Origin of the sequence: Enterobacter sichuanensis (assembly GCF_009036245.1) — a bacterium.
In the GTDB taxonomy this organism is placed as follows: Bacteria; Pseudomonadota; Gammaproteobacteria; order Enterobacterales; family Enterobacteriaceae; genus Enterobacter; species Enterobacter sichuanensis.
Map to the genome: position 1 here is coordinate 4,408,393 of NZ_CP027986.1, position 23,541 is coordinate 4,431,933.

A 23,541-nucleotide genomic window follows, 5' to 3' on the forward strand; every position below is an offset into this window, starting at 1 on the left:
GAAACTATTGATTTCAGGTATACAATCGCGGCAATTCACGATTAAGGACAAAAGCTATGACTAAGCATTATGACTACATCGCAATCGGCGGCGGCAGCGGCGGCATCGCCTCCATCAACCGTGCGGCCATGTACGGCCAGAAATGTGCGCTGATTGAAGCCAAAGCGCTGGGCGGCACCTGCGTGAACGTGGGTTGTGTACCGAAGAAAGTGATGTGGCATGCGGCGCAAATCCGTGAAGCTATCCATATGTATGGCCCGGATTACGGCTTTGACACCACCATCAACCATTTCGACTGGGATAAGCTGATCGCCAGCCGTACCGCCTACATCGACCGTATTCACACCTCGTACGACAACGTGCTGGGTAAAAATAACGTCGACGTTATTCACGGCTTCGCCCGTTTTGTAGACGCGAAGACGATCGAAGTGAACGGTGAGACGATCACCGCCGATCACATCCTGATCGCCACCGGCGGTCGTCCGAGCCACCCGAACATCCCGGGCGCGGAGTATGGCATCGACTCCGACGGTTTCTTCGAACTGCCTGCCCTGCCAAAACGCGTTGCCGTGGTGGGTGCGGGCTACATCGCAGTGGAGCTGGCCGGCGTGATTAACGGTCTGGGTGCTGAAGCGCACCTGTTCGTGCGTAAACACGCGCCGCTGCGCAGCTTTGACCCGCTGATCGTGGATACGCTGATCGAAGTGATGAACACCGAAGGCCCAACCCTGCACACCAATGCCGTGCCAAAAGCAGTGGTAAAAAACGCGGACGGCAGCCTGACGCTTGAGCTGGAAGATGGCCGCAGCCAGACCGTCGATTGCCTGATCTGGGCGATTGGCCGCGAACCTGCCAATGACAACTTCAACCTCGGCGTGACGGGGGTGAAAACCGACGAAAAAGGCTACATCGTCGTTGATAAATTCCAGAACACCAGCGTGCCGGGCATTTACGCCGTTGGGGATAACACCGGCGCGGTTGAGCTGACCCCGGTGGCCGTTGCGGCAGGGCGTCGTCTTTCGGAGCGTCTGTTCAACAACAAGCCGGACGAGCATCTGGACTACAGCAACATCCCGACCGTGGTCTTTAGCCACCCGCCAATCGGCACCGTCGGCTTAACCGAGCCGCAGGCGCGCGAGCAGTATGGCGACGATCAGGTGAAAGTGTATAAATCCGCGTTTACCGCGATGTATACCGCCGTCACCTCGCACCGTCAGCCGTGCCGCATGAAGCTGGTCTGCGTCGGCCCGGAAGAGAAGATTGTCGGTATCCACGGCATTGGCTTCGGCATGGATGAGATCCTGCAGGGCTTCGCGGTGGCACTGAAGATGGGCGCAACCAAAAAAGACTTCGACAACACCGTGGCGATCCACCCTACGGCGGCGGAAGAGTTTGTGACCATGCGCTAGGATAACGCCAGTTTTTTCTCAATCGCTTTTTTGACATCGCGGACAAATGCCTCAACCTGAGGCATTTTTTCTGTCCAGTCTACGGTGACCTTGCCGAGATATTCTGCGCGCGCCTCAGCCAGCAGTTTCGCATGGGCCGCAGGCAGCTGTGGCATCAGCCAGGCCGCCGCCTCGTCTTTCGCCGCGATCTGACCGGTCTCTACGCTATACCCGATGCGCGCCAGCGTCAGGAGGATATGCCTCTCATCACCTTCCAGATCCTCGGCCCCGTTCCACAGTGCGAGGGTCTGACGAAACGTCTGCTGCAGATCGCGTTCTGGCACCGCCTCAAACAGCGTGCTGGCCGCCTCTCCCCGCAGGGCAAGGCTGTTCTGCCGCGCTTTGGTGAGTAAAATCGCCAGATCGGGGTCGGGCTGCGCCGGTTCGTATTCGCCGTTTAAAATCGCGTCCCGTAGCCATTCCCCAAACTGCAGCTCCCGCACGGGCGGAAATCGCCATGGCACCATCTGCGACCAGACAACCACCGTCACTTCCAGCGCCCGGTAAATCTCCGACGTCCCGGGCCAGGCCGAAACCGCCAGCAGCTGCTGCATTAAGGCATGGCGTTGTTCATCCCGCAGCGGTGAGCGCACCGTGACCAGCAGATCGATATCGCTCAGCGGTTTCAGGCCGCCGTCCATCGCCGACCCGTATAAGTGAATCGCCATCAGCTCGCTTCCCAGAATGTTCTCGATAAGCGTGCAGGCCGTCTGTATCTGTTTTTGTGCGCTGGGGAGCACGTTCATCATCCCTCTTCCTCAGACACCAACTGTTGATTAACGCGGGCGATCTCGTCCAGCACGCGCTGCACGAGAAGCTCAATCTCTTGCCAGGCGTCGTCGTTGTGACAGGCCGTTTCCAGCTGTTCGCAGGCCTTTTGCAACGATGACATGTTCATCATCCGCGCGCCGCCGTTGATACGGTGCGCCATACGCCCCACCTTATCGCGATCCTTCTGTGCCAGCCACTGCGTCAACTGACGGGCATCTTCCCGGTTGACCTCCGCCATTTCGGCCTGCAGCGCCCGTGTGGTATCACTCACACGATCAGGTTTCGCGCTGCCGACGGCAAAATAACGATCCAGCAGCGTCTGCAGTTTCTCGGCCGTCAGCGGCTTTTCCAGATATTCATTCATACCGGCAGCGATACAGCGCTCTGCCGCCTCTGCCCCGCTCATCGCCGTCAGGCCGAAGATCGGAACCGGTGGATGGCCGTTAAGCTGTTCGGTATGACGGATCTGCTGCGCCAGCTCATAGCCGTCCATCTCTGGCATCGTGCAGTCGGTAATTATGACATCGTAGCAGTCAGGATTTTGCTGCCACATCGACAGTGCCTCAGCCCCCTGGGTCGCCAGCGATACCCGGTGTCCCCAGGACTCCAGCCGCTGCTGCAGCGCACGGCGTGCTGGCGGGTAGTCATCCACCCCCAGAATATGCAGACTGCGCGCCTGGTCGACGGGCGGCGGGGTCAACACCTTACTGGCGGCAGGCTCCGCGTTGAAGTGCAGGCTAACCACGCAACCCTCATGCGGTTCACTGTCGATGCGCACCTGCGCACCGGCGGCATGCGCCATAAACAGACAGGCCGGTAAACTGAAGCCGGTGTCGGTCCACTCTGATTTCAGCGTCACGCGGTGAGCGCGCCCGCTTATCTCTTCCAGCTGATGTGGGTCAATGCCCTCTCCCTGGTCGCATACCTCGATAACCAGCGGGATCGTCGTGGCGTCCGGCGCTCTGCTGCCCTCATACACCTCAACGTCTATCTCCTGACAATGCGCATGCTTGATGGCGTTACGCAGCAGGCTGGAGAGGATGCGAATAATCAACAGCGGATCGGTGGTGAAGCGCTCGGTAGAGAGCTCAATCAGCACGTTCAGGGTGATCCCTTTCGCTTCCGCCTGCTGCCGGTAAAGCGCCACCGTGCTGTGGATCAGCTGCGGCAGATGCGTGCTGCGCATCGTTCCGTTCAGCTGCGGGTTATCGGCACGGAAGACATCGAACATGTCGCCAATCAACGAAAGCAGATTCAGCGAGGATTCCCAAATCAGATTAAGGTTTTCATTATGCTCATGCCGCGCATCAAGCGCCTGCAGCTCCATCTCGAGCAGGCCGGTGATCACGCTGAGCGGGGTGCGCACCTCATGGCCCATGCTCTGCATAAAGGCGTTTTTACTGCCGATGGCCTGCTCCAGATTACTTTTGGTCTCAGAGAGCTGAGCGATCAGTTGCTCTTTTTCGGTGACATCCAGCCAGCCGCCAATCAGGCCGCCAATCTCCCCCTGACCGTCGTGCCACGGCACAATCCAGCCCTGCAGATAACGCGTCTGGCCGTGTAGCGTAAAGCTTTCAGACCAGTTCTGCGGTTGCCCATCCTGCAGCGCCTGCTGGTATTTTGCCTCCAGATTGGCCAGCACCGCCGGCTCGGCGATGTCGATCGCCGTGACCGGCTGCCCCTGAAACGCATCGCCCGGCTGGCCGATGGCATCTGCCCACGCCTGGTTGTAACGCAGCAGATGGCCGTTGCGATCGCGCACGTAGAGCGCCACGGGCGAGGCGTCAATCAGCGCCTGGGTAAAACGTAACTGTTCGGCCAGCTGCTGCTGCCAGACGTTACCGCGACGCAGCGCGGCGCGCAGATAATGTATCCACAGCCAGCACCCGGTGACCACCAGCAGGAGCAGTACGCCCCAGACCAGCGAATTAATCAGCGAGCTGTGAGCCCAGGTTTCGCTATTGTCGATGGCCGCTTGCCGCCAGTCGCCCGCCAGCTGCATCAGTGCCTGCGGTTGCATATCCGCCAGCGCTTTATTGAGAATATTAATCGGCTGGCTGGTGTCGCTTTGCGCGGCAATGACCATGTCAACGGGCGCCACCGGTACCGTCACAGCCAGATAAAAACGGGTGGGGTGATGGCGCGTCACCAGATAGTTGGCAATGAACTGCGGCGCAATCACCCCGCGAATTTCCCCTTTTTTCAGGCGCGCAAGCGCATCGTCCATCTGCGTCAATGGCACCAGCTTAATGGTGGGATACCAGGTTTCCAGCCAGGCGCGCAGCGGGTCATCAGCCATGATCGCCAGCTTTTCCCCCTTCAGTTGGGAAAAATCGTCCGGGCGTTTGATATCCTGGTCCATCACCACCACGGCGGGCGTCGTCAGTAACGGCGGGGTCATCGCCACGGTCGCGGCGGGCTTCTGCGACACGTCCCACTGCTGCCTCAGTACCAGCGCATCCGGGTTGTCACGCTTTAAGGCGCTAAGTTCGGCGTCGCTCCCGGCGGTGAGAAGCGTAAAGTGAATATCGTACTGCTCGCTAAACTGGTTGAGCAGATCCACCACCAGACCCGCGGGCGTCCCCTCTTCCAGAAACGACAGCGGGCGCTGGCGGCTGTCCAGGATCACCTGAATCTGACTATGCTCACGCAGCCAGTTCTCCTCCTCCTGATCCAGCGCCAGCGGATTGGAGGTGATAACAAAGCTCCGGTTAAGTCCCCAGCTGGTGGTGATTCGCAGACGGCTGGCTAACGGGATATGTTTGAACACCGTGTCGATGGCTTCAGCCAGCTGCGGCAGTTGCCTGTCGACACCAAAGCTCATGTTCAGATTGGGCAGGGCCGGGCTGTAACGCCAGCGAAGCCCCTGCGCCTGATGGTACTGAGTGAGATACTCCGCACTGGCGCGGTTAATCCACAGCGCATCTATCTGCTTAAACGCCAGCGCGCTGATCGCCGAAGGATACCAGAACTGTAAACGCAGCGTGCTGCCGGGATAATGTTGACGCAACGCCGCACTGGCGTGGGTATCGGACATCAGACCGATGGTCTTTGGGCTCTCTTCCGGGAGGTCATCGGCGCGATCGCGAGGGGTCATCAGGACCGCCTTATCCAGCAGCCATGGCGGCGTGGTCACCAGCCCGGGGTTGGGCCACAGCTCCGGGTTCCACATCGCCACCATCTGGATTTCATGGCGGCGCAGCGCCTGGAAAGCATCGCGACTCTGGCTGTAGTAGTGGAGTTTGACGTTCACCTTAAGGCTGTCTTCCAGCAGCGCCAGATAATCGGCAGCGATACCGCTGAACAGCCCGTGGTCCATGCCCTCGCTCAGGGGAGGATGCGGCTGTCCCCAGACCCCCACGTGAAGCGTTTGATTGTTATTCAGCCACTGTTGTACGTCATCGCTAAACTGGACGTGCGGCGCATTGACCTGCACGCGGGGTTGCAGCGTCAGTTCCTGGGCCTGTATCTGCCCGATACTGCACAGCAGTAAAAACAGGCTAATTAACCGGGCAGAGATAAAACGCATCGTTTGAGTCGTTCCCTGAAAAAATGAGTGCTGAAAATAAGCAGACGGGTGCAGCCTTAATTTTAGCAACCGCGCGTCGTTCTGCATTGTCTGGATACCCGCCATAATGTGCGGGAATTTTAGCCATTGGCGATCCCGCCCTAACTAAGGTCGGTCTTGTTTTTAAAAAATATCGACCGCCGTTTTTTATAAGACAGGCCTTATTGTCCCCTTTTACCCGGACAGGTAAAAACGCAGCAAATTAGCTATGCATACACAGGTTCCACAATAATGAATAACCCTTTAACGCCCCACGATGAAAAGCCTGCGCTGGTCGAGATCACCCTCGGCGATATTTTCATTGCGGGTGAAGAGCCTCTTTTTATCGACGATGGCAGTCAGCAGTTACTGATAAAAGGTACGCCCGGTCAGCAGGTCAATCTTTCCGATCTGCTGCCTGCGGAGTCGGAGCCCGGAGAGTGGATGAAGGCGAGAGGCTCCGTCACCGTAGATGGGGTGCAATACGAGGTGTATCACCATTCCGGGATCGAGACGGAGCTGCTGGTACAGACAGGCATAGAGGTTGCCCCTCAGACGTAAACCCGTTACGCGAGCACCTCGACCTGTATCACGCCGGCGCGAAAATCGTCGGCGAGGAAGAAGGGGATGGGCAATCGCCATTGTCCCTCTCGCACCGTCGCCGCGTAGGGATAGCTCACGCCAGCAATACGCAATGCGACCGTCTGCTTTTCACCTTCAGCGTGTTCGCTCGGCCCGGCCAGCACGGTAAACCCGGCGTTACTGCCCACATGGAAGTGTTCGGTCTTCCAGCGAATCGGCGGGTGCTCGGGCCAGGGTTGAGCATGGTGAAAGGCAAAGATCTCATCGTGATTCAGAATGCTCTGTCGGACCGTAGGCCACAGCGCCACCTTGAGGAAATACTGGTCGGTGAAACGGGCGCTCCCCCGGTAGCTCGCCACGAACTGACGCATCATCCCTTCCACGTTCGGCACCACACCGCCGCAGCCGCCCCACATCCCGGCCAGCAACAGCTCGGTATGGGTGAAGTAGTCGCGCATATGGTGGAAATAGAACGGCGAGCGCAGCCAGGCCTCGACGCAGACCTGCTCGCGTTCGGAGAGCAGGGAGTCAGCGTCACGCACTAAAAATCGCTCAACCTGCGGGTCATCCATTACCAGAAAACGCCACAGCGTCGGATAAATGCCTTTTTCCTCGCTCATATCCACCAACGCGGCACCCGCCTGCGCCAGCCGCTGCCAGACATGCTGCGGCACGGAGTCGTCCAGATAGACGCGGCAGCGCCAGGCCGGAAACAGCGCTGCGGCAACCTCGATATTTTTAATTAAGGTTTCGCAGTAGCGCGGCTGATCGCCATACAGACTGAACGCAATGATGTTCTTTTCCGGGCAATCCGCCCGGAAAGGCGGCGGTGGCGTCTGGGGCAGCGGCCAGACGGTTCCCTGACGAAAACGCTGGTCCGAGAGGGTCAACGACTCCAGGCCACAGGCGCGCATTTCATCCGTTTTGCCCATATGGCCGCACAATTCCGCCAGGCCATCGAGCCAGGTTTCTGACGCTTCATGACGGCGCGGCGACTGATAAATCTTGCGATAGACCTTATACGCCTGGTCATATTTTCCCGCACGCATCAGGCTCAGGGCGTAATCGCTCTGCACCGACATATTGTGCGGCAGAACGGCCAGCGCTTTTTCGCAGCAGAGGGAGGCGGTCGCATAATCCGCGACGGCCATAGCATGGCGGTACTGCTCAGCCAGAGCAGTAAATTTCTGACGCATGGCGTGTTGTTTCGCCGCGGAAGCGTGAGAATGAAGGGTTCGGCGCATCGTTCGGGCTCAGAAGTAAATAAACGTGGGTATTATTTTCCTCTTCGCCAGTCAGGTAAGCGACAAGACCCGTCTTGATGTTCCTGCCAGTTAACATACGTTAAGCAGCGAAAAACAGGCGAAACGGCACGCTTATATTAGTATTGAGGTGATAGCGTCGAATTAATCACGTTCCTGACCAGACATTGCGCTTTTCGTTATTCTCAATTGCCAGAATAATAACCAAGCCTTGTCTTATAACAATACTTTTTACCTTTAACCAGAATATCACTCTTAGTACTTCATCCTCAGGAGCGTTATAAAAAGATATGCGCCACTACCTTCGTCGTTTTTTGCTTCTGGTTTTATTTTTATTTGTGATGCCGCCAGCACACAGCGAAGAATATAAGATTCTGATGCGTACCCCTATTGAGGGGATGCACCGTTTACCGCTTACCGAAGAGCAGGCCACGCTGCTGAAGCGTTTGCAAAATTTAACCGTCGGCATTACGCGCTATGACGCGCCCCCCTTCGGTATGAGCAATATGCGTCATGAGTATGAGGGTTTAAGCGCCGACTATCTTGGTCTGGTCTCCTGGCAGCTGAATCTGCCGGTTAAGCTCCGGATGTACGACTCGCCGGAAGAGCTGTGGCAGGCGCTGGCCCGCGGTGATATCGATCTTATCCCCTCTGTCGCCGCCTTTGATGCCAACGACGCCTTTGTCTTCTCCACGCCCTACGCCAGCGATAAACCGGTGCTGGGTATTAACGACCGGGACACCCGGCCCCTCGCGGACGATCTTGCCGACACCGACGTGGCAATGGTCAGGGACTATCTCCCCCTTTCTCAGGTGAAAGCGGCGTACCCCAACGCCCGCTTTCGCCTGTTTGACAGCTATCAGGACGCACTCAGCGCCGTGGCGTTTGGGCAGTCGCGCGCCTATCTGGGCAACAGCTATTCCCTGAGCCGGAACTATTTGAACAATATCCATATCGAGCGCTTCTCCCGGCTGTCCAACCGTGAAGTCGGGTTCGCCCTGAGCCAGAATAACCCGCAGCTCAATGCCTTAATCAACGCCACTCTCCGCGCGGTGCCCGAAGAGGAAAAGCTGGATCTCTATCGCCGCTGGCAGCCCGATCGGGTCGATATTGCTCAGGGAACCAAGTCGCTGGATTTTACCGACCAGGAGAAAGCGTGGATTGCCCGTCACCCCGAGGTGAAGGTGCTTATCTACAGCCAGGATAACGCTGCGCCGGTCTCGTTTATTGATAACAAGGGCATACTGCGTGGCGTGGTGGCGGACCTCTTTTCCGTTGTGTCGCTGAGAACCGGGTTACGCTTTAGTTTTGAGACCGGGACGACCACGGAGGCGTTAATTTCCCAGGTGGACCATGGCCAGGCGGATATGCTCGCGTCAATCACCCCCAGCGAGGCGCGTCAGTCTCAGCTCCTCTTCACGCGCCCCTACTTGCGCAGCGCATTTTCCCTGACCACCTCAACCTCACGCAACGACATCCACACCCTGGCCGATCTGCGTGGCAAGCGCCTGGCGGTGGTCAAAGACATTGCCGTGGAGCAGTGGGTGCGCGAGCGTTACCCGGAGATCAAGATTGTTCACGTGGGCAATGAATCGCAGCTGCTCGCCAGCATTACCGAGGGCGATGCCGACGCGGCGCTCGGCATTCTGGTGATGACGGATTATCAGATCTACACCAACTTCCCGGATCGTCTAAAAGTGGTGTCGATCGTCGGCGATTCCCCCGTCTGGATCTCGTTTGGCGTGGGGCTGGCCAGCCCCGAACTGCAACGTATTCTGGATAAAGTGCTATTGAGCATCTCCCCTATTGAGATGGAGAATCTGGCGAACCGCTGGCGACCGAACGAGCTGGTGGTGGTGGACAGCTTCTGGTATCGCTATCGCGAGGTGCTGATTGCCACAGGCATCTTCAGCGCCGTGCTGGTGCTGCTGGCGCTGGGGTGGGCGCTCTATTTACGTCGGCAGATCGTGCGTAAAGCCGCCCTGCGCCGACAGCTGAACGAACAGCTCAGCCAGCTTCGTGAGATGCTGACGGAACGTGAATCGCTGCTGGCGGAGCTGAGCGAGGCGAAAGAGCGGGCCGAAGATTCTAACCGGGCAAAATCGGTCTTCCTGTCAACCATGAGTCATGAGATCCGCACCCCGATGAATGCGATTATCGGCATGCTGGACATCGTGCTGAAAAAAGGACGCCGGGGCGAACACGATCTGCAGGCGCTGGAAGTCGCTTACGACTCGGCAGAAGGGCTGGTGGGGTTGATTGGCGATATTCTCGATATCTCCCGCATCGAGGGCGGCCATCTCGATTTCAATCCGGAGCCGGTGCATTTTGGCAAGCTCATCGACAACATGATGCGGGTATTCCAGGGGGTGGCGATTGAAAAGAATATCCGGCTGGAGAAAGTCTTCCCGACCACGCCGCTGTATGAGGTTTACGCCGATCCGCTGCGTATTAAGCAGGTGCTCTCCAATTTGCTGAGCAACGCCATTAAGTTTACCGATCGCGGCGGCGTAACGCTGACCTTATCGCAACAGGAAGAGGGCGACGCTGTCCAGTTTGTGATTGAGGTGCAGGACAGCGGCGTCGGTATTGATGCCAGCCAGCAGGCCGCCCTCTTCAAACCGTTCAGCCAGGCAGACAACCGCCGGGCAGGAACGGGACTCGGGCTCTATATCAGCCGGACCATTTGTGAAAGCATGAATGGCACGCTCACCCTCACCAGCGAAAAGCAGGTCGGCACCACGGTACGGGCGACCTTCTCCCTGCCCAAAGTGACCCGTGCCGTTACCCCCCGCGTCCCGTCGCAGGCGGAAGAGGAAACGTTACCGGCGCTGAAGGTACTGGTGGTGGATGACAACCCGGCAAACCGGATCCTGCTGGCCAAACAGCTGGCCTGGCTGGGCCAGCACGCGCATCTGGCGGCCAGCGGCGATGAGGCGCTCAACATCTGGGCCGACACGGCGTTTGATGTGATCATCACCGACTGCAATATGCCGGGCATTAACGGCTACCAGTTGACGGGCATGATACGCGATGCCGAGCGCGAACAGGGTCGGGATCCGGCGTGGATTATTGGCTTTACCGCCAATGCGATGCATGAGATTACGGAGCGGTGTTTACAGGCGGGAATGAACGATTGTCTGTTTAAGCCGTGCTCGATTAGCGATCTGGCAAAGGCGCTGCGCAATGCACGGGCCTGCAACGTGGAGTAGGCCGGGTAAGCGCAGCGCCACCCGGCAAGAAAAGCGGCTCTCAGTGGAGGATCACAGCAGCTGGTCGTGCCAGAGGAACAGCTCCGGGTCGGTCTTGACCCCCAGCTTTCTCATCGCCGATTTCTTCTGGCCGCTGACCGTTTTGCGGCTCCGGCTGAACTTCTCAGAAATTTGCAGTACCGACATTCCGGACAGGAAAAGGCGTAACACTTCCAGTTCCCGTGGAGAAAGCTCATCCAGACGGCCAATACCCTCGATGACCTGCTGCTCGTCTTCCACCTCACCCGGTGCCGTTGGCTCGGAGATAAGATAAAACTCTTTCTCCATGCTTTCGGAGAGGCAGATATGCCCCGCTGCCACCTGGCGTACCGCCGCGACCACTTCCGAGGCGTCGCGGCTTTTCCCGATATGCCCGCGCACGCCCGCCTTCAGCGCCTGACGGACAATCGCGGTATTTTCCAGCGTCGATGAGAGCAAAATTTTCAGCCACGGGAAATTGCTCATCAGCTGTTTGATCATCGGTAATCCGTCGATGTCGTCCTCACCGAGTAAATAGTCGAGGATCAGCACATCAATACGGTTGGTGCGTAAGAAGTTCATCAGATCAATGCGGCTGGCAAAGCTGCCCTTCAGTTCGAAATCCGGCTCCTGGCTGAAAATAATTTCCAGCCCTTTGCGCACAATCGGATGATCGTCGAGTAAGGCGATATAGATTTTTTTTCCTGAAAACGGGTTCATCTGCACTCTCTTTCTGTGCCTGCTGGGGTTCATTATAAAATGGCTGATTATGTTTTTCTCAGCCACTGCAATAATGTCCCCGCACTGGCATAGCTACGAAAAATAGCAGCGTAAGCGTCAAAGCGGTTGGTGGCTTCTGCCACCTGGTTACCGTAATAATCACTTTCTGCACTCAGCACATCCAGCAGGGTTCGTCTGCCAAGGTGGTACCATTGATCGAAGAAATCATGGCGAATGCGATCGGATTCAAAGGCTAAGTCATGGTACAACTCAGCGCGCTCCAGCATGCTGCGGGCATCGTGATCGGCTGCACGCACGCGGTTATCGAGATCGCGTAACTGTTTTTCGATGGCTTCTCTGCTGGCGTCAGCACGACGCGCGGCGGAGAGTTCAGCGGCGCGCTGTGAACCACCGCGGAAAATCGGCCAGCTTACGTTAACGCCGGTCTCCCAGGATTGCTCACGCCCCAGTTCGTCACGCCCGGTACTTTTGCCCACGTTCCAGGTGACCGTCGGGTATGACGCCGAACGTGCCGCATCCGCATCCGCCAGCGCCGACGCGGTTTCCGCCTTCGCCTGACGGATCGTCGGATGGCTGTCGATGGCCGAAAGCTGTGACGTCAGTTCACCCGGCTTCAGGTTCCAGACGGTCGCCGCCGGCAGAGGCACTTTTTTATCGCCCAGCAGGCGATTAAGGGTGATTTCAATATCACGGGCACGCGAGACGGCCGTATCCAGCGAAGATTGCGCCTGCAGCAGACGCCCCCGGGCCTGGGTCAGCTCGCTGCGACGCCCCTGGTCGACCTTCACAATCCCGTCCAGCATGGCGACCAGCTCGTTCATCCGCGCCACGTACTTTTGGCTCAGGCTGATGATCTGGCGCTGTTTGCTCAGCTCAATCAGTGAACTGCTGACCTGCCAGGCGATATCTTCCGCCTGCGCATCAACGTTATTGATTGCCGCGTCATGCAATGCTTCACGGCTTTTAATGGTGTTACTGGTGCGGCCAAAGTCGAGCAGTGTGGTCGCCATATTGACGGTGACCGCCGGGCGGCTGTCGCTGTAGCGGCGCTCGCCGCCACCAAACTGATAGCTTTTGGAACGGGTGCCAACGTCAATTTGCGGCCAGCGCTGGCCTTTGGCTTCATCCACGTTCGCTTCTGCCGCTTCCGTATTGAAATTCGCACCACGCACTTCCGGGCTGATGCTCAGCGCGGTATTGACCGCGTCATTAAACAGTTCGCGAATATCGTGTTCACTGGGTACCCGGGCCGCTGAAGACGGGGCCGGGGTTTCGCGTTTGGGCGCAGCAATCACCGGTTTCACCGGCGCCTGCTCCACCAGCGGCGCGGCGGGCGCCGGCGGCGTGGAGGCCATCACCATGCGAGATTTTACCACAGGGTCCACAGGCACAAAGGCTAATAAGCCATCACTATTTGCTGCACTTTTGGCCGATGCCAGGCAAGCCGCGGCCGTCAGCAGCGCCGCCAGACGGCGCTGCATAAAAATAGATTCACTTTTCATATTAACGCTCGCGGAACGCTTCCTTCGCTTTGAAGATAGGTTTCAACAGGTAGTCGAGAATGGTTTTTTCACCGGTGCGAATTTCCACCGTGGCGATCATGCCGGGAATAATCGGCAGGGATTTACCGCCCGCCGTCAGCGTGCTGCTGTCGGTTAAGACCATCACCCGGTAGTAGGTGTCGTCAGGGCGACCGGCGGCGGCTTTGGCGTCATCCTTCAGCGTGTCCGGGCTGACGAGAGAGACGTGCCCTTTCAGGCCGCCGTAGATGCCGAAATCGTAGGCGGTGATCTTGACCATCGCCGGTAATCCGGCATGCAGGAAGGCCACGTCAGACGGTTTGATTTTCCCTTCCACCAGCAGCTGGTCTTCCAGCGGCACGATTTCCATAATGTGTTCACCCGGCTGGATAACGCCGCCGATGGTGGTGACACGCACGTTTTTTACCGTGCCTTTCACCAGCGCGGTGATGGTGGTCCGGCTCACCACATCGGCGCGTCCGGTCAGGCTCTCCTGGGCCTGCACCAGATCCAGCTCCTGGCGAATCAGCTCGGCGTTAGCATCGGACTGGTAGCGGTTGCGGCGTTCAACAATCTGCGACTGCAGATCGTTGGCCTGACGGCGCATGCGCAGCAGTTCCACTTCCGAGAGCAGGCCACGCGCGGCCAGCGGCTCGGACATGGCGATCTCGTTCTGCGCCAGGCGGTAGCTTTTTTCCAGCGAGGCAATGCCCTCTTCCAGCGCCTGCTTGCGGCTGTTATAGGCATGCGTTTCCAGCTCCACTTCTGACGGGTACTGCTTCACGCGGTCGCTGAAGGTCAGCGGCAGGCCATATGCTTCGGCACGCAGGCGATCGACGGTGGCCTCAAGGGCGACCACTTTACGCAGCGTCTCCTGGTAGCTGGACTGGGCGCGGGTCGGGTCAATTTTCAGCAGCACCTGCCCCGGCTCCACGATGTCGCCCTCACGGACGTTCAGCTCTTCGAGAATACCGCCCTCCAGGCTCTGGATAATTTGCTCGCGGCTTTTCGAGACGATTTTGGCGTCGCCTTTGGTGATCTCCTCCACTTTCGCGAAATGGGCCCAGACCAGGAAGCCGCAGAAGACGACGAGGATCAGCCACAGCACCAACCGTGATTTTGGCGTGGTCTGGGAGAATAACGCCTCCTGAATGTCGCTCATCCAGGCGGCATCGCGCGCCGAGAGGGCTTTTTGTTGGGTGTTACGTTTAAAGAATGTCATGCGGTCGCCTCCACGGGCTGTTTTGCTGGCGTGGCTTTCGCAGGGGAACTGTCATTAGCCGGTGCGCCGTTCAGGGCGGCCAGCACCTGTTGTTTAGGGCCATCGGCCACGATTTTGCCGTCATCAACCACCACCAGGCGATCGACCAGCGCCAGCAGCGACGGGCGATGGGTCACCACCACCAGCGTGTGCCCGGCCGTTGCGACTTTCAGGTGTTGTAAGAAAAGGGCTTCCGTCTGGGAATCCATCGCACTGGTGGGTTCATCCAGCAGCAGCAGATTGGGTCTCGCCAGCAGCGTACGGGCCAGCGACACCAGCTGACGCTGGCCACCGGAGAGACTGTTCCCCTGCTCGCCCACCGGCATGTGGATCCCGCGAGGATGGCGCGCGGCAATCTGATCCAGCCCGGTCAGGCGCAGCACGTGCAGGAATTCATCGGAGGAGGCGTTCTGGCGGCCAATCATGATGTTTTCACGCAGGGTGCCGTAAAACAGGCGCGCTTCCTGGCCGACAAAGCCCACGTTGTTACGCCAGTCGGAGGGCTCAATCTGGTTTACATCCAGCCCGCTGCTGAACAGTTGCCCTTTCACCGGGGTGTAGAGACGGGCAATGATGCGCAGCAGGGTCGATTTGCCGCTGCCGATTTTGCCGACAATCGCCACGCGCTCGCCCGGCTTGATCGTCAGGTTGACCCCTTTCAGGATCTCCGGGTTAGGCTGCATCGGCGGTGCCGGGTAGGAGAAGGTCACCCCTTTCAGCTCAATGTCGCCATTCAGCTCAGGCTGTTTGATGTAGTCGATCTCGCTGCTGCGGTCGGTCGGATGCTCCATCAGTCTGTTCAACGAGCTCAGCGCGGCCTTCGCCTGCTGAAAACGCACGGCCAGACCAATCACCTGGCTTAATGGCGCGGTCACGCGGCCCGCCAGCATCACGGTACCGATCAGTGCCCCCTGGGTCAGGTGACCGGCATCAATCAGGTATACCCCGGTCACAATCAGCAGCACCGTCTGCAGCTGCTGCAGGAAGCTCACCGAGTTCATGGCCAGCGTCGAGTAGTGTTTGGACGCCGCGGCGCTGCTGGACTGCATGGCGCTGAATTTCTGCCAGCGGCTCTGCATCCAGGATTCACCGCCCACTGACTTCAGGGTTTCCATCCCTTCGATGGATTCAATCAGTACGCCCTGCTTTAACGAGGCTTCCTGCAGGCTGGCTTTCATGACTTTTGCCAGCGGCCACTGGATCAGCAGGCTCACCACCAGGATCATTGGTAACATCAACAGGGGAATAATGGCCAGCGAGCCGCCGATGGCAAAAATAATGCAGATAAACAGCAGCACAAACGGCAGGTCGGCAATCGCCGCCAGCGTCGCGGAAGAGACGAAATCGCGGACGGATTCAAACTCGCGCAGCTGGTTGGCAAACGAGCCGGAAGAGGCCGGTTTATGCTCCATTTTGACCGCCAGCGACTGGCGAAACAGAATGCTGCCAACGATCAGATCCGCTTTCTTTCCAGCGGTATCAAGCAGATGCGCCCGCACCGTACGGGTGACGGCCTCAAAGACCATCGCCACCAGCACGCCAATCGCCAGCGACCAGAGCGTGGTAAACGCCTGGTTAGGGATCACGCGGTCGTAAACGTTCATGGTAAAGAAGACCGACGCCAGCGCCAGAACGTTGACCAGCACAGAGGCCAGCGCGGCGCTGCGGTAGTAGCTACGGTAGCGCCACAGGGTGCTGAACAGCCAGTGGCCTTTCGGTTGCGGCGGCGCGATGTCGCTGACCCGGCTGTCAATGCGCGCCGTCGGCTTTGCCGCAATGGCATAACCGACATACAGCTCGCTGAGCGCCTCATGGTTCAGCTCAACCGGCTCGTTACCCACTTCCGGCATGATCAGGGTGTAGAACAGATCCCATTTATCGTCGGCATTTTTACGACGCTCGCGCGCAAGCAGCACCATGCCGCCCGCACCTTTGCGCAGCAGAATCATGGGGAATACCTGCTCGGGCAGTTCAGCGCTGTTACGCTTGATGAGCCCCCCGGTGATACCGGCGTTTTTGAGCGCATCAAGCGCTAAAGAGGGTGTGAGGATTTGTTCAACAGGCAGACCAGCCAGCAAAACATCGTCGCTTTTACCCAGACCATAATGCTCAGACAGCCAGGCAATGCTTCTGAGCAGAGAGTCGTCATTCAGGCGGGTATCGCGGGCGAGCGTGTGCAGCTGTTCCTCCTGGGTATTGGCCATTGAGGATTCCATATTTCGCGTGTTCCTGGTTATTAAAAGACAATTAAATCAAAAAGATAAATTAACTTTTTGCAGTGAATTAGGAATATTCTGTCACGCGGAATGGTCTTGCCTTAATGAGACCTGTCTCAATGGACCTGCTTATTTTTTGACACGAAAAAGGAAGGAGTAGGAAAATGCTTTCCATAAAGTATGGCCGGGTAAGCGAAGCGCTACCCGGCATAAGAAGCTGAAAAATAAACTACTTTTGTGCTGGCGCACTGACATCCTGACCACCGCTGACACGCACCACCACACGACGGTTAGGCGCATTACAGGCAATCAGGGCTTTTTTATCGGATGCCGCGCAGTCGTTCACCACAGGCTCATCGCTGCCCACGCTGGAAGCGGTCATCAGGCGCGCCGGGAGACCGTTTTCTGCCAGCATGGTGCGGACGGTCTGGGCACGCTTCAGACCAAGGGCATAGTTGCTGCGATCGCTGCCAATGGCGTCCGTGTGGCCAATCACCTGAATCTGCTTCAGTTCAACGTTTTCACGTTTGATCGTCGCCACCAGATCTTTCACGGCCTGATGGCCCTGAGCGGAAACGCCTTTCACGCCAGACTGACCAAAGCGGAACATCACATCCCCGGAGAGGGTGTAATCCTTGTACTGTGGCGCAAGGTTCTTACAGGCTTCGACACTGGAGGCACGGGACAGCACGTGGATCTGCTCGCGTAGCCCCACCAGATCCTTTTCCGCCTGCTCGCGGGTCCGTGCTTCCGGTACGGCATTCATTGTGTGGTTGACGCGCACGAAGTAGGTCTGTCCGCCGCTCATCTCGACGTTGTAGCCCTGTTCTTTGCCGCGATACTGTGGCGCATCATTCTGATACGCGCCGAGATTATGCTTGCCCGGCGCCAGACAGAAAACGGTATAGCCGCCTGGCAGCAGGGCGTCGTGGAACTCGTTATCGACATAAATATGCGCGGCACCACCTGCGGTATTGCTGGCGTCACGGTAGTAAACCACCTGGGTTTGCGTCTGGCCGACAGGCGCAACGGGCTGATACGTCTTACCAAAGTTTTCCGCCGCCAGCGCCGGGTGAACCATAATTGCGGAGGAGGTAAACAGCGCCGCGAATAAAGAGGTCTTGAAAAAAGTCATAAATCCTCCACGGGCCCCCTCTCGGGGGCCCGGAAAAGTTTTAGTTAGTGATTATTCACGTTGACGGTGACGCCGGTTTGTACCAACAGCTCCACGTCATGGTTTTCCATGTGGTACACCTGGTATTCCACACCGGAGACCTTAACGTTACCTGCGTTGGTCCAGTTGCCCGGATCGCTGTTGTCAGGCAGCAGATCGTTCAGGTTCACCACATCGCCTTTATTCCCCTGCACCATCAGCTGCTTGTTGCCATCAGCGATGAACAGATCTTTTTCAGCGTGAGTCAGCACGTCGTTCAGGTTGATATTCAGCACATCCGCTTTGCCGTTGTTCATATCAATCGTTGAAACCTGCTGATCTTTACCAACCAGCTTACTCAGATCGATGCTGTCCTTCGCGTCGCCCACTAACGTCAGCGTATGATTGACGGCATCATATCCTTCGGTTGCCTGGCCTGCGTGCTCAACGCCTTTTTGTTCTGTCGCAGTGTCCTGCTTAGCAGATTTATCAGCGTCGTCCTGATTCACCACAGGCGCTTTTGCCGGTTTGTTTTCCTCGCTGGTCACACGCTGTTCTTCATGAACAGGTTGGGTGTTTTCCTCAACGCTGAAGGAACGCATGCTGCGGGTGTTGTTCAGCAGCATGCCATCAGCACGGATTGGCACAGCGTTGTACGTGTGGATACTGGTATCCGAGGTATCTACCACGTTAAACACGCCGCTGAACCCTGGTCCGTTGCCTGGGGCCGCCAGGCCGGTAGCACGCCACTGCGCCAGCGTTAAGGTCACGGTCCAGGTACCATCATCCAGAACGCGTCCGGTTGTGCCAGCCAGCGTGGAATTCGGGCCACCTCTCAGACTGACGGTATGGCCCGGAATTCCACCCGTACCTTTCACCGTGATCACTTCACCGACGACATCGAAGTAACCCCCACCGCTGACGCTGGTGATCAGGAATTTTTCAGGTGACCAGCTTTCCACAGTCACATAACGCTGAGCACCTAACGCGCTGGTGTTACCCGCGGTATCCGTCTGCTTGGCACGGAAGTACCAGGTGCCATCAGGCAACGCCGTTGGAATTTCGAGGCTCCAGGTCCCATCTGCTTTGGCCGTGGTGGTGTAAATAATATTCTTCCCGCTCGTCCAGCCTGGGCCCGTTGTCGGACCAGACAGCCAGATTTCGATTTTCGCGCCCGCTTCCGCACCGTTACCGGTGATGGTCGGACGGTTGTCGTTAGTCTTCTCTGCATCAGCCAGGTTACCGACCTTGCCGCCCGCAACGTTATCGACGACGGCCGTAATGACCGGAGCGGCCGCCACGGTATCGACCACAACATAGTGCTGGTTACCCAGACCGCTCTTGTTACCCGCAAGGTCAGTCTGACTGGCGCGGAAATACCAGGTGCCATCCTGCAGCGCCTTCGGAATCTCGAGGCTCCAGGTACCATCGGCTTTGGCCGTGGTGGTGTAGACGAGGTTGTTACTCGCCCATCCCTGGTTCCCCAGCGCCAGCACGATCTCAATCTTCGCACCCGGTTCTGCGCCATTACCGGTAATGGTTGGACGGTTGTCGTTGGTACGCTCCCCATCAACCAGGTTACCGACTTTACCGCCCGCCACGTTATCGGAGATAACGGTGAGGTTTGGCGCGGCCACCACGGTATCCACGGTGATCGCGAAGTTGGTCGAGTTCACCGAACGGTTTCCGGCTTTATCAATTGAGTAAGCCTGGAAGTTATACGTCTGGTTATAGTTGGTGGTCAGCGGGAATGACCACTGGCCATTCGCACCTGCCGTAACTGAACCATACACGCCATTACTTGCCGGGTTGATGATATACACCACGCTGCCCGCTTCCGCCGTGCCGCGTAAATCCAGCGTTCTGTCGTTGGTGACGCCACCGTTACCCACCAGACCGTTATACACACCGCCCTGCACGTCATCCCAGGAGCCGGTGATCACCGGCGCGGCATTGACCGTATCCACGCTAATCGCGAAGTTCGTTGAGTTCACCGAACGGTTTCCGGCTTTATCAATTGAGTAAGCCTGGAAGTTATACGTCTGGTTATAGTTGGTGGTCAGCGGGAATGACCATTGTCCATTCGCACCTGCTGTGACCGAACCATACACGCCATTACTTGCCGGGTTGATGATATACACCACGCTGCCCGCTTCCGCCGTGCCGCGTAAATCCAGCGTTCTGTCGTTGGTGACGCCACCGTTACCCACCAGACCGTTATACACCCCGCCCTGCACGTCATCCCATGAACCGGTGATCACCGGCGCGGCATTGACCGTATCCACGTTCAGTGAGTAGGTCGCCGATTTTGCTGAGACGTTGCCCAGATCGTCCTTGGCGATGGTGTAGAACATATGCGGACGGCCCGCAGCGGTGTTCGCGACCGCACGCTCCCAGCTCCATTTACCGTCCGGACCGGCTTTAACCGTATCCAGCACCGCGTCGTTATACGCGTTGTAGATGTAAACGATGCTGTTCGCTTCCGCCGTCCCGCGCAGCTCCATATTCGCGTCGTTGGTCAGCCCACCGTTCGGTACCAGTGCTTTGTAGATGCCGCCTTCCACATCATCGTACGCGCCGAGAATAACCGGCGTGGTCGATTTCGTGTCCACTTCCAGACCGTAGTGGTTGGACTCACCGGAGACGTTCCCCGCCTTGTCCTGCGCCTTCACGTAGAAGTCGTGTTTCGCATCGGACAGCACCGGCGAGGTCCATTTCCATTCACCGTTCGCGTCGGCATAAACCGAGGCAATCGGCTCTTTGCTGTCCGGGCCATAGATTTTCACCAGGCTGTCTTTCTCCGCGGTACCGCGCAGCTCCGGCGTCGCGTCGCGTGAGCGGCTGCCGTCGGCAATCAGCGTGCCTGCATCGTCATACATGCCCTTGATCGTTGGCGCATCCGGTGCCTGCGTATCAATGGTGATATTCCACGGTGCCGTTGGAGTGCTCTTCACGCCGGTCGGGCTCTGGAATACCGCCGTCAGGGACAGGGCTGTGCCGTTGTTCTGCTGCGGCAGGGTAAAGTTCCAGGTGTTCGCTGGCCCCACGGTGACAGAATCAATCAGTCGGGTGCCGTCGTAAATAAAGACCACATCACCCGCCACGCCCTTACCGTACAGGGTCGGGGTGGTGTCATCGGTCACCGCCGGGTTCGCCAGGTCGCCCTGCACCAGACCCACGTCATCCGCGACGCGATCCAGCGAACCGGTCGGCACACGGGTATCCAGCGTCAGCTCAAACGGCGCGGTTTGCGCACTCTCACCTGCGCCCGCATCTTCGCTGGCGGTGATCTTATAGGTCGCATCCGCCGTCAGCGCCGGGCTGATGGTGTACTGCCATGCACCGGTTACGGCGTCAGCGCGCACGCTGTCGATGTAGTGACCATCAACGTACACTTTCACCAGGGCACCCGCCGTCGCACGGCCCACCACGGTTGGGGTCGTGTCGTCGGTGTGGCTACCGCTGCCCAGATTGCCGGTAAAGTCACCCTGATCGTCCACCACGTGACTGATGGATACGCCGTTGTGGCTGGTATCCACGGTAAAGTGGATCGGCGCAGACTCAGGACCGACGTTACCCGCTTTATCTTCAATCGCGACTTTCCAGGTGTAGTCACCATCCGCCAGCGCAGGTGCCGGGGTGTAGCTCCAGTTACCTTTCTCGTCTACCGGTACGCGCACGGTAGTACCGTTACCCAGATCGATAATCGCGGTACCGTTCGCTTCACCCTTACCACGGTAGGTTGGGGTGTTGTCATCGGTGGTGTCGCCATTGGCGATGAGACCCGGCGTGCCGAAGTCGTCCCACAGCTCAATGTCCGTAGGTGCCAGCGGATCGACGGAGTCTACAATAATGACCCACTCACCGGTTTCCGGGCTGCGGTTACCTGTTACATCTTCTGCCACCGCGCGGAAACGGTGCTCGCCCTGCGCCAGATCGGTATCAAAATCAATGGTCCAGCGGCCACCCGTCACTACGGCGCTGCCGATTGGGTTCGGGTTCGTGCCGTCGTACAGATAGACGGTGGTGCCGTCCTGCGCGGTACCGGTAATGGTTGGGCGCGCGTCGTTGGTGATGCCGCCGTTCTGTACCGTACCCACGTGTGCGTCAACGTCGTCGATCACGTCCGTGATGGCCGGCGCGGTTGGAATACCCCCTGCCAGCAGGTCAAACGAGAAGGTGTCAGACGGTTCGGAGCGCAGCCCCGCTTTGTCCTGCGCCACCACGCTCACGTCGTAATGACCGTTCGCCAGGCCCAGTGCCGGTGTCCAGGTCCAGATACCGGTCGCGGCGTCTGCGGTCACCGAGTCAACGGTTTTGCCGTTCACGATGATGTACACCAGGCTGCCCTTCTCGGCGGTACCGGTGAAGTCCGGGGTGCTGTCGTCCGTGATACCGCCGTTCGCGATATTGCCGGTCTGCTGACCTGCGTCATCAAAAACGGTATTGATCGTCGGTTTTACCGGCGGCTGCGTGTCAACGATAAAGCCGATTGGGTCGGATGGATCGCTGGCGTTGCCCGCTGGATCGGTGATCACGACTACCGCTTCATGTTCGCCTTCCGGAAGTGGTTTCTCCGGGGTTACTTCCCATTTACCGTCTTCACCGACGATGGCGGTACCGACAACTTCGTCGTCAACAATCAGTTCAACGGTATCACCCGGTACGGCGCCTTCGCCGCTGAATACAGGCTGCGTGTCATCGGTAGTGTCACCGTTGTGAATTGGGCCAACAACCGGACCCTGATCGTCTTCCACGTCACCAATAACCGGTTTGTTCGGTGCTTCGGTATCAATCACCAGCTTCCACGGCGCAGTCGGGGCGCTTTCCACACCGGTTGGGCCACGGAAGACCACGCTGACGTCCAGCGCCGTGCCGTTCGTCTGCTCAGGCAGGGTATATTCCCAGCTGCCGTCGGCACGTACGGTGACAGAATCAATGATGTCGCTGCCGTTGCGCACGAACACGATATCACCCGGACGGCCAGTACCGTGCAGGGTTGGGGTGGTGTCATCGGTGACGCCCGGGTTCGCCACATCGCCCTGATAACGGCCTTGGTTATCTTCGATGCGATCGAAGGTGCCCGTCGGCACAACAGTGTCGATGGTCAGCAGGAACGGACGCGTCGGCGCAGGGTTTTCACCCGGGCCGTTATATTCACCCGCGGTAATGGAGTAAGTTTTACCCGATTCCAGCGCCGGGTCGATCTCAATTGCCCACTCGCCGGTTACCGGGTCAGCGGTCATCGAGCCAACAGGTTCGCCATCAACGTACAGGGTTACCAGGGAGCCAGGCGTCGCCGTCCCCACGATAACCGGGTTCACGTCATCCGTGCTGCTGCCGCTTGCCAGCGGGTTGGTCAGCGTACCGGTGTTGTCTTCAGCATGGCTGATGGAGACCGCGTTACCCAACGTATCAATGGTGAAGCTGATGGGTGCGGTAGAAGGCCCCCGGTTACCCTGCGCGTCTTCCAGCGCAACAGACCAGGTATAATCGCCGTCAGCCAGCGCAGGCGCAGGCGTCCAGCTCCAGTTACCTTCAGCATTAACGGGTACGCGAACGCTCTGACCGCCACCGAGGTCGATCACCGCCGTCATGCCCGGTTCACCCTTACCGCTAAAGGTTGGGGTGTTATCTTCGCTCGGATCGCCGTTGCGAATTTCACGCGGGAACTGGTAGTCGTTCCACAGTAAAACGTCCGTCGGCAGCGGTGGCAACGTCGCCATCGCAGCGATATTTTCGGTATTGTTGTGAGAAGTAATGGTCTTTTTCATACAATTTTCCAAATGAATTCTGTTTATGTTCTGGTC

12 protein-coding genes are annotated in these 23,541 nt (G+C 58.1%); 3 read left to right on the forward strand and 9 right to left on the reverse strand.

All coding sequences use genetic code 11. The features are described from left to right. Positions 1 to 56 precede the first annotated feature (56 nt). A complete protein-coding gene (gorA, locus tag C1N69_RS21410; RefSeq protein WP_155031838.1) occupies positions 57 to 1,409 on the forward strand; it encodes a glutathione-disulfide reductase in 1,353 nt (450 codons plus the stop codon). Here gorA and C1N69_RS21415 read toward each other — a convergent pair. Together C1N69_RS21415 and C1N69_RS21420 are read right to left on the reverse strand one after the other, a co-directional pair. Further along, entirely contained in the window at positions 1,406 to 2,197 is a 792-nt protein-coding gene (locus C1N69_RS21415; protein WP_167514973.1) for an aminoglycoside adenylyltransferase family protein, read from the reverse strand. The two genes, gorA and C1N69_RS21415, sit on opposite strands and share 4 nt — an antisense overlap. Then, a complete protein-coding gene (locus C1N69_RS21420; protein WP_155031839.1) occupies positions 2,194 to 5,748 on the reverse strand; it encodes a response regulator in 3,555 nt (1,184 codons plus the stop codon). The genes C1N69_RS21415 and C1N69_RS21420 overlap by 4 nt, the downstream gene beginning before the upstream one ends. A gap of 270 nt (positions 5,749 to 6,018) precedes the next feature. Between C1N69_RS21420 and C1N69_RS21425 the strand changes: the two genes are divergently transcribed. Then, positions 6,019 to 6,327 carry a Biofilm associated protein A gene (locus C1N69_RS21425; protein ID WP_179958045.1) on the forward strand — a complete coding sequence of 103 codons (309 nt, stop codon included), beginning with the start codon at positions 6,019 to 6,021 and terminating at the stop codon, positions 6,325 to 6,327. Between the two features lie 5 nt (positions 6,328 to 6,332). Here C1N69_RS21425 and C1N69_RS21430 read toward each other — a convergent pair whose 3' ends face one another. Beyond that, a complete protein-coding gene (locus C1N69_RS21430; protein WP_155031840.1) occupies positions 6,333 to 7,544 on the reverse strand; it encodes a tetratricopeptide repeat protein in 1,212 nt (403 codons plus the stop codon). Positions 7,545 to 7,987: 443 nt separating this feature from the next. Between C1N69_RS21430 and C1N69_RS21435 the strand changes: the two genes are divergently transcribed. Next, a complete protein-coding gene (locus tag C1N69_RS21435; protein ID WP_244956313.1) occupies positions 7,988 to 10,822 on the forward strand; it encodes a transporter substrate-binding domain-containing protein in 2,835 nt (944 codons plus the stop codon). 51 nt (positions 10,823 to 10,873) lie between these two features. Here C1N69_RS21435 and C1N69_RS21440 read toward each other — a convergent pair whose 3' ends face one another. The 6 genes from C1N69_RS21440 to C1N69_RS21465 form a co-directional block, all read right to left on the reverse strand. Continuing rightward, a complete protein-coding gene (locus C1N69_RS21440) occupies positions 10,874 to 11,560 on the reverse strand; it encodes a response regulator transcription factor (protein WP_126801530.1) in 687 nt (228 codons plus the stop codon). Positions 11,561 to 11,607: 47 nt separating this feature from the next. Continuing rightward, entirely contained in the window at positions 11,608 to 13,083 is a 1,476-nt protein-coding gene (locus C1N69_RS21445) for a TolC family protein (protein WP_059386142.1), read from the reverse strand. 1 nt (position 13,084) lies between these two features. Further along, entirely contained in the window at positions 13,085 to 14,323 is a 1,239-nt protein-coding gene (locus C1N69_RS21450) for an HlyD family type I secretion periplasmic adaptor subunit (protein ID WP_059386141.1), read from the reverse strand. Beyond that, on the reverse strand, positions 14,320 to 16,578 hold the full coding sequence (locus C1N69_RS21455; RefSeq protein WP_155031842.1) for a type I secretion system permease/ATPase: 2,259 nt from the start codon (positions 16,576 to 16,578) through the stop codon (positions 14,320 to 14,322). The genes C1N69_RS21450 and C1N69_RS21455 overlap by 4 nt, the downstream gene beginning before the upstream one ends. A 229-nt stretch (positions 16,579 to 16,807) precedes the next feature. Then, positions 16,808 to 17,713 carry an OmpA family protein gene (locus C1N69_RS21460; RefSeq protein ID WP_155031843.1) on the reverse strand — a complete coding sequence of 302 codons (906 nt, stop codon included), beginning with the start codon at positions 17,711 to 17,713 and terminating at the stop codon, positions 16,808 to 16,810. A 44-nt stretch (positions 17,714 to 17,757) separates the two neighbouring features. Beyond that, positions 17,758 to 23,505 (reverse strand): Ig-like domain-containing protein, encoded by a 5,748-nt coding sequence (locus C1N69_RS21465; RefSeq protein ID WP_155031844.1) that lies wholly within the window; start codon positions 23,503 to 23,505, stop codon positions 17,758 to 17,760. Positions 23,506 to 23,541: the final 36 nt, after the last annotated feature.

What these genes read in the sequence shown, in the direction of transcription:
- C1N69_RS21420 (WP_155031839.1), bottom strand. Translation starts at nt 5,748, where the DNA reads ATGCGTTTTATCTCTGCCCGGTTAATTAGCCTGTTTTTACTGCTGTGC.
- C1N69_RS21460 (WP_155031843.1), bottom strand. Translation starts at nt 17,713, where the DNA reads ATGACTTTTTTCAAGACCTCTTTATTCGCGGCGCTGTTTACCTCCTCC.
- C1N69_RS21425 (WP_179958045.1), top strand. Translation starts at nt 6,019, where the DNA reads ATGAATAACCCTTTAACGCCCCACGATGAAAAGCCTGCGCTGGTCGAG.
- C1N69_RS21450 (WP_059386141.1), bottom strand. Translation starts at nt 14,323, where the DNA reads ATGACATTCTTTAAACGTAACACCCAACAAAAAGCCCTCTCGGCGCGC.
- C1N69_RS21435 (WP_244956313.1), top strand. Translation starts at nt 7,988, where the DNA reads ATGCGTACCCCTATTGAGGGGATGCACCGTTTACCGCTTACCGAAGAG.
- C1N69_RS21455 (WP_155031842.1), bottom strand. Translation starts at nt 16,578, where the DNA reads ATGGAATCCTCAATGGCCAATACCCAGGAGGAACAGCTGCACACGCTC.
- C1N69_RS21465 (WP_155031844.1), bottom strand. Translation starts at nt 23,505, where the DNA reads ATGAAAAAGACCATTACTTCTCACAACAATACCGAAAATATCGCTGCG.
- C1N69_RS21440 (WP_126801530.1), bottom strand. Translation starts at nt 11,560, where the DNA reads ATGAACCCGTTTTCAGGAAAAAAAATCTATATCGCCTTACTCGACGAT.
- C1N69_RS21430 (WP_155031840.1), bottom strand. Translation starts at nt 7,544, where the DNA reads ATGCGTCAGAAATTTACTGCTCTGGCTGAGCAGTACCGCCATGCTATG.
- C1N69_RS21415 (WP_167514973.1), bottom strand. Translation starts at nt 2,197, where the DNA reads ATGATGAACGTGCTCCCCAGCGCACAAAAACAGATACAGACGGCCTGC.
- gorA (WP_155031838.1), top strand. Translation starts at nt 57, where the DNA reads ATGACTAAGCATTATGACTACATCGCAATCGGCGGCGGCAGCGGCGGC.
- C1N69_RS21445 (WP_059386142.1), bottom strand. Translation starts at nt 13,083, where the DNA reads ATGAAAAGTGAATCTATTTTTATGCAGCGCCGTCTGGCGGCGCTGCTG.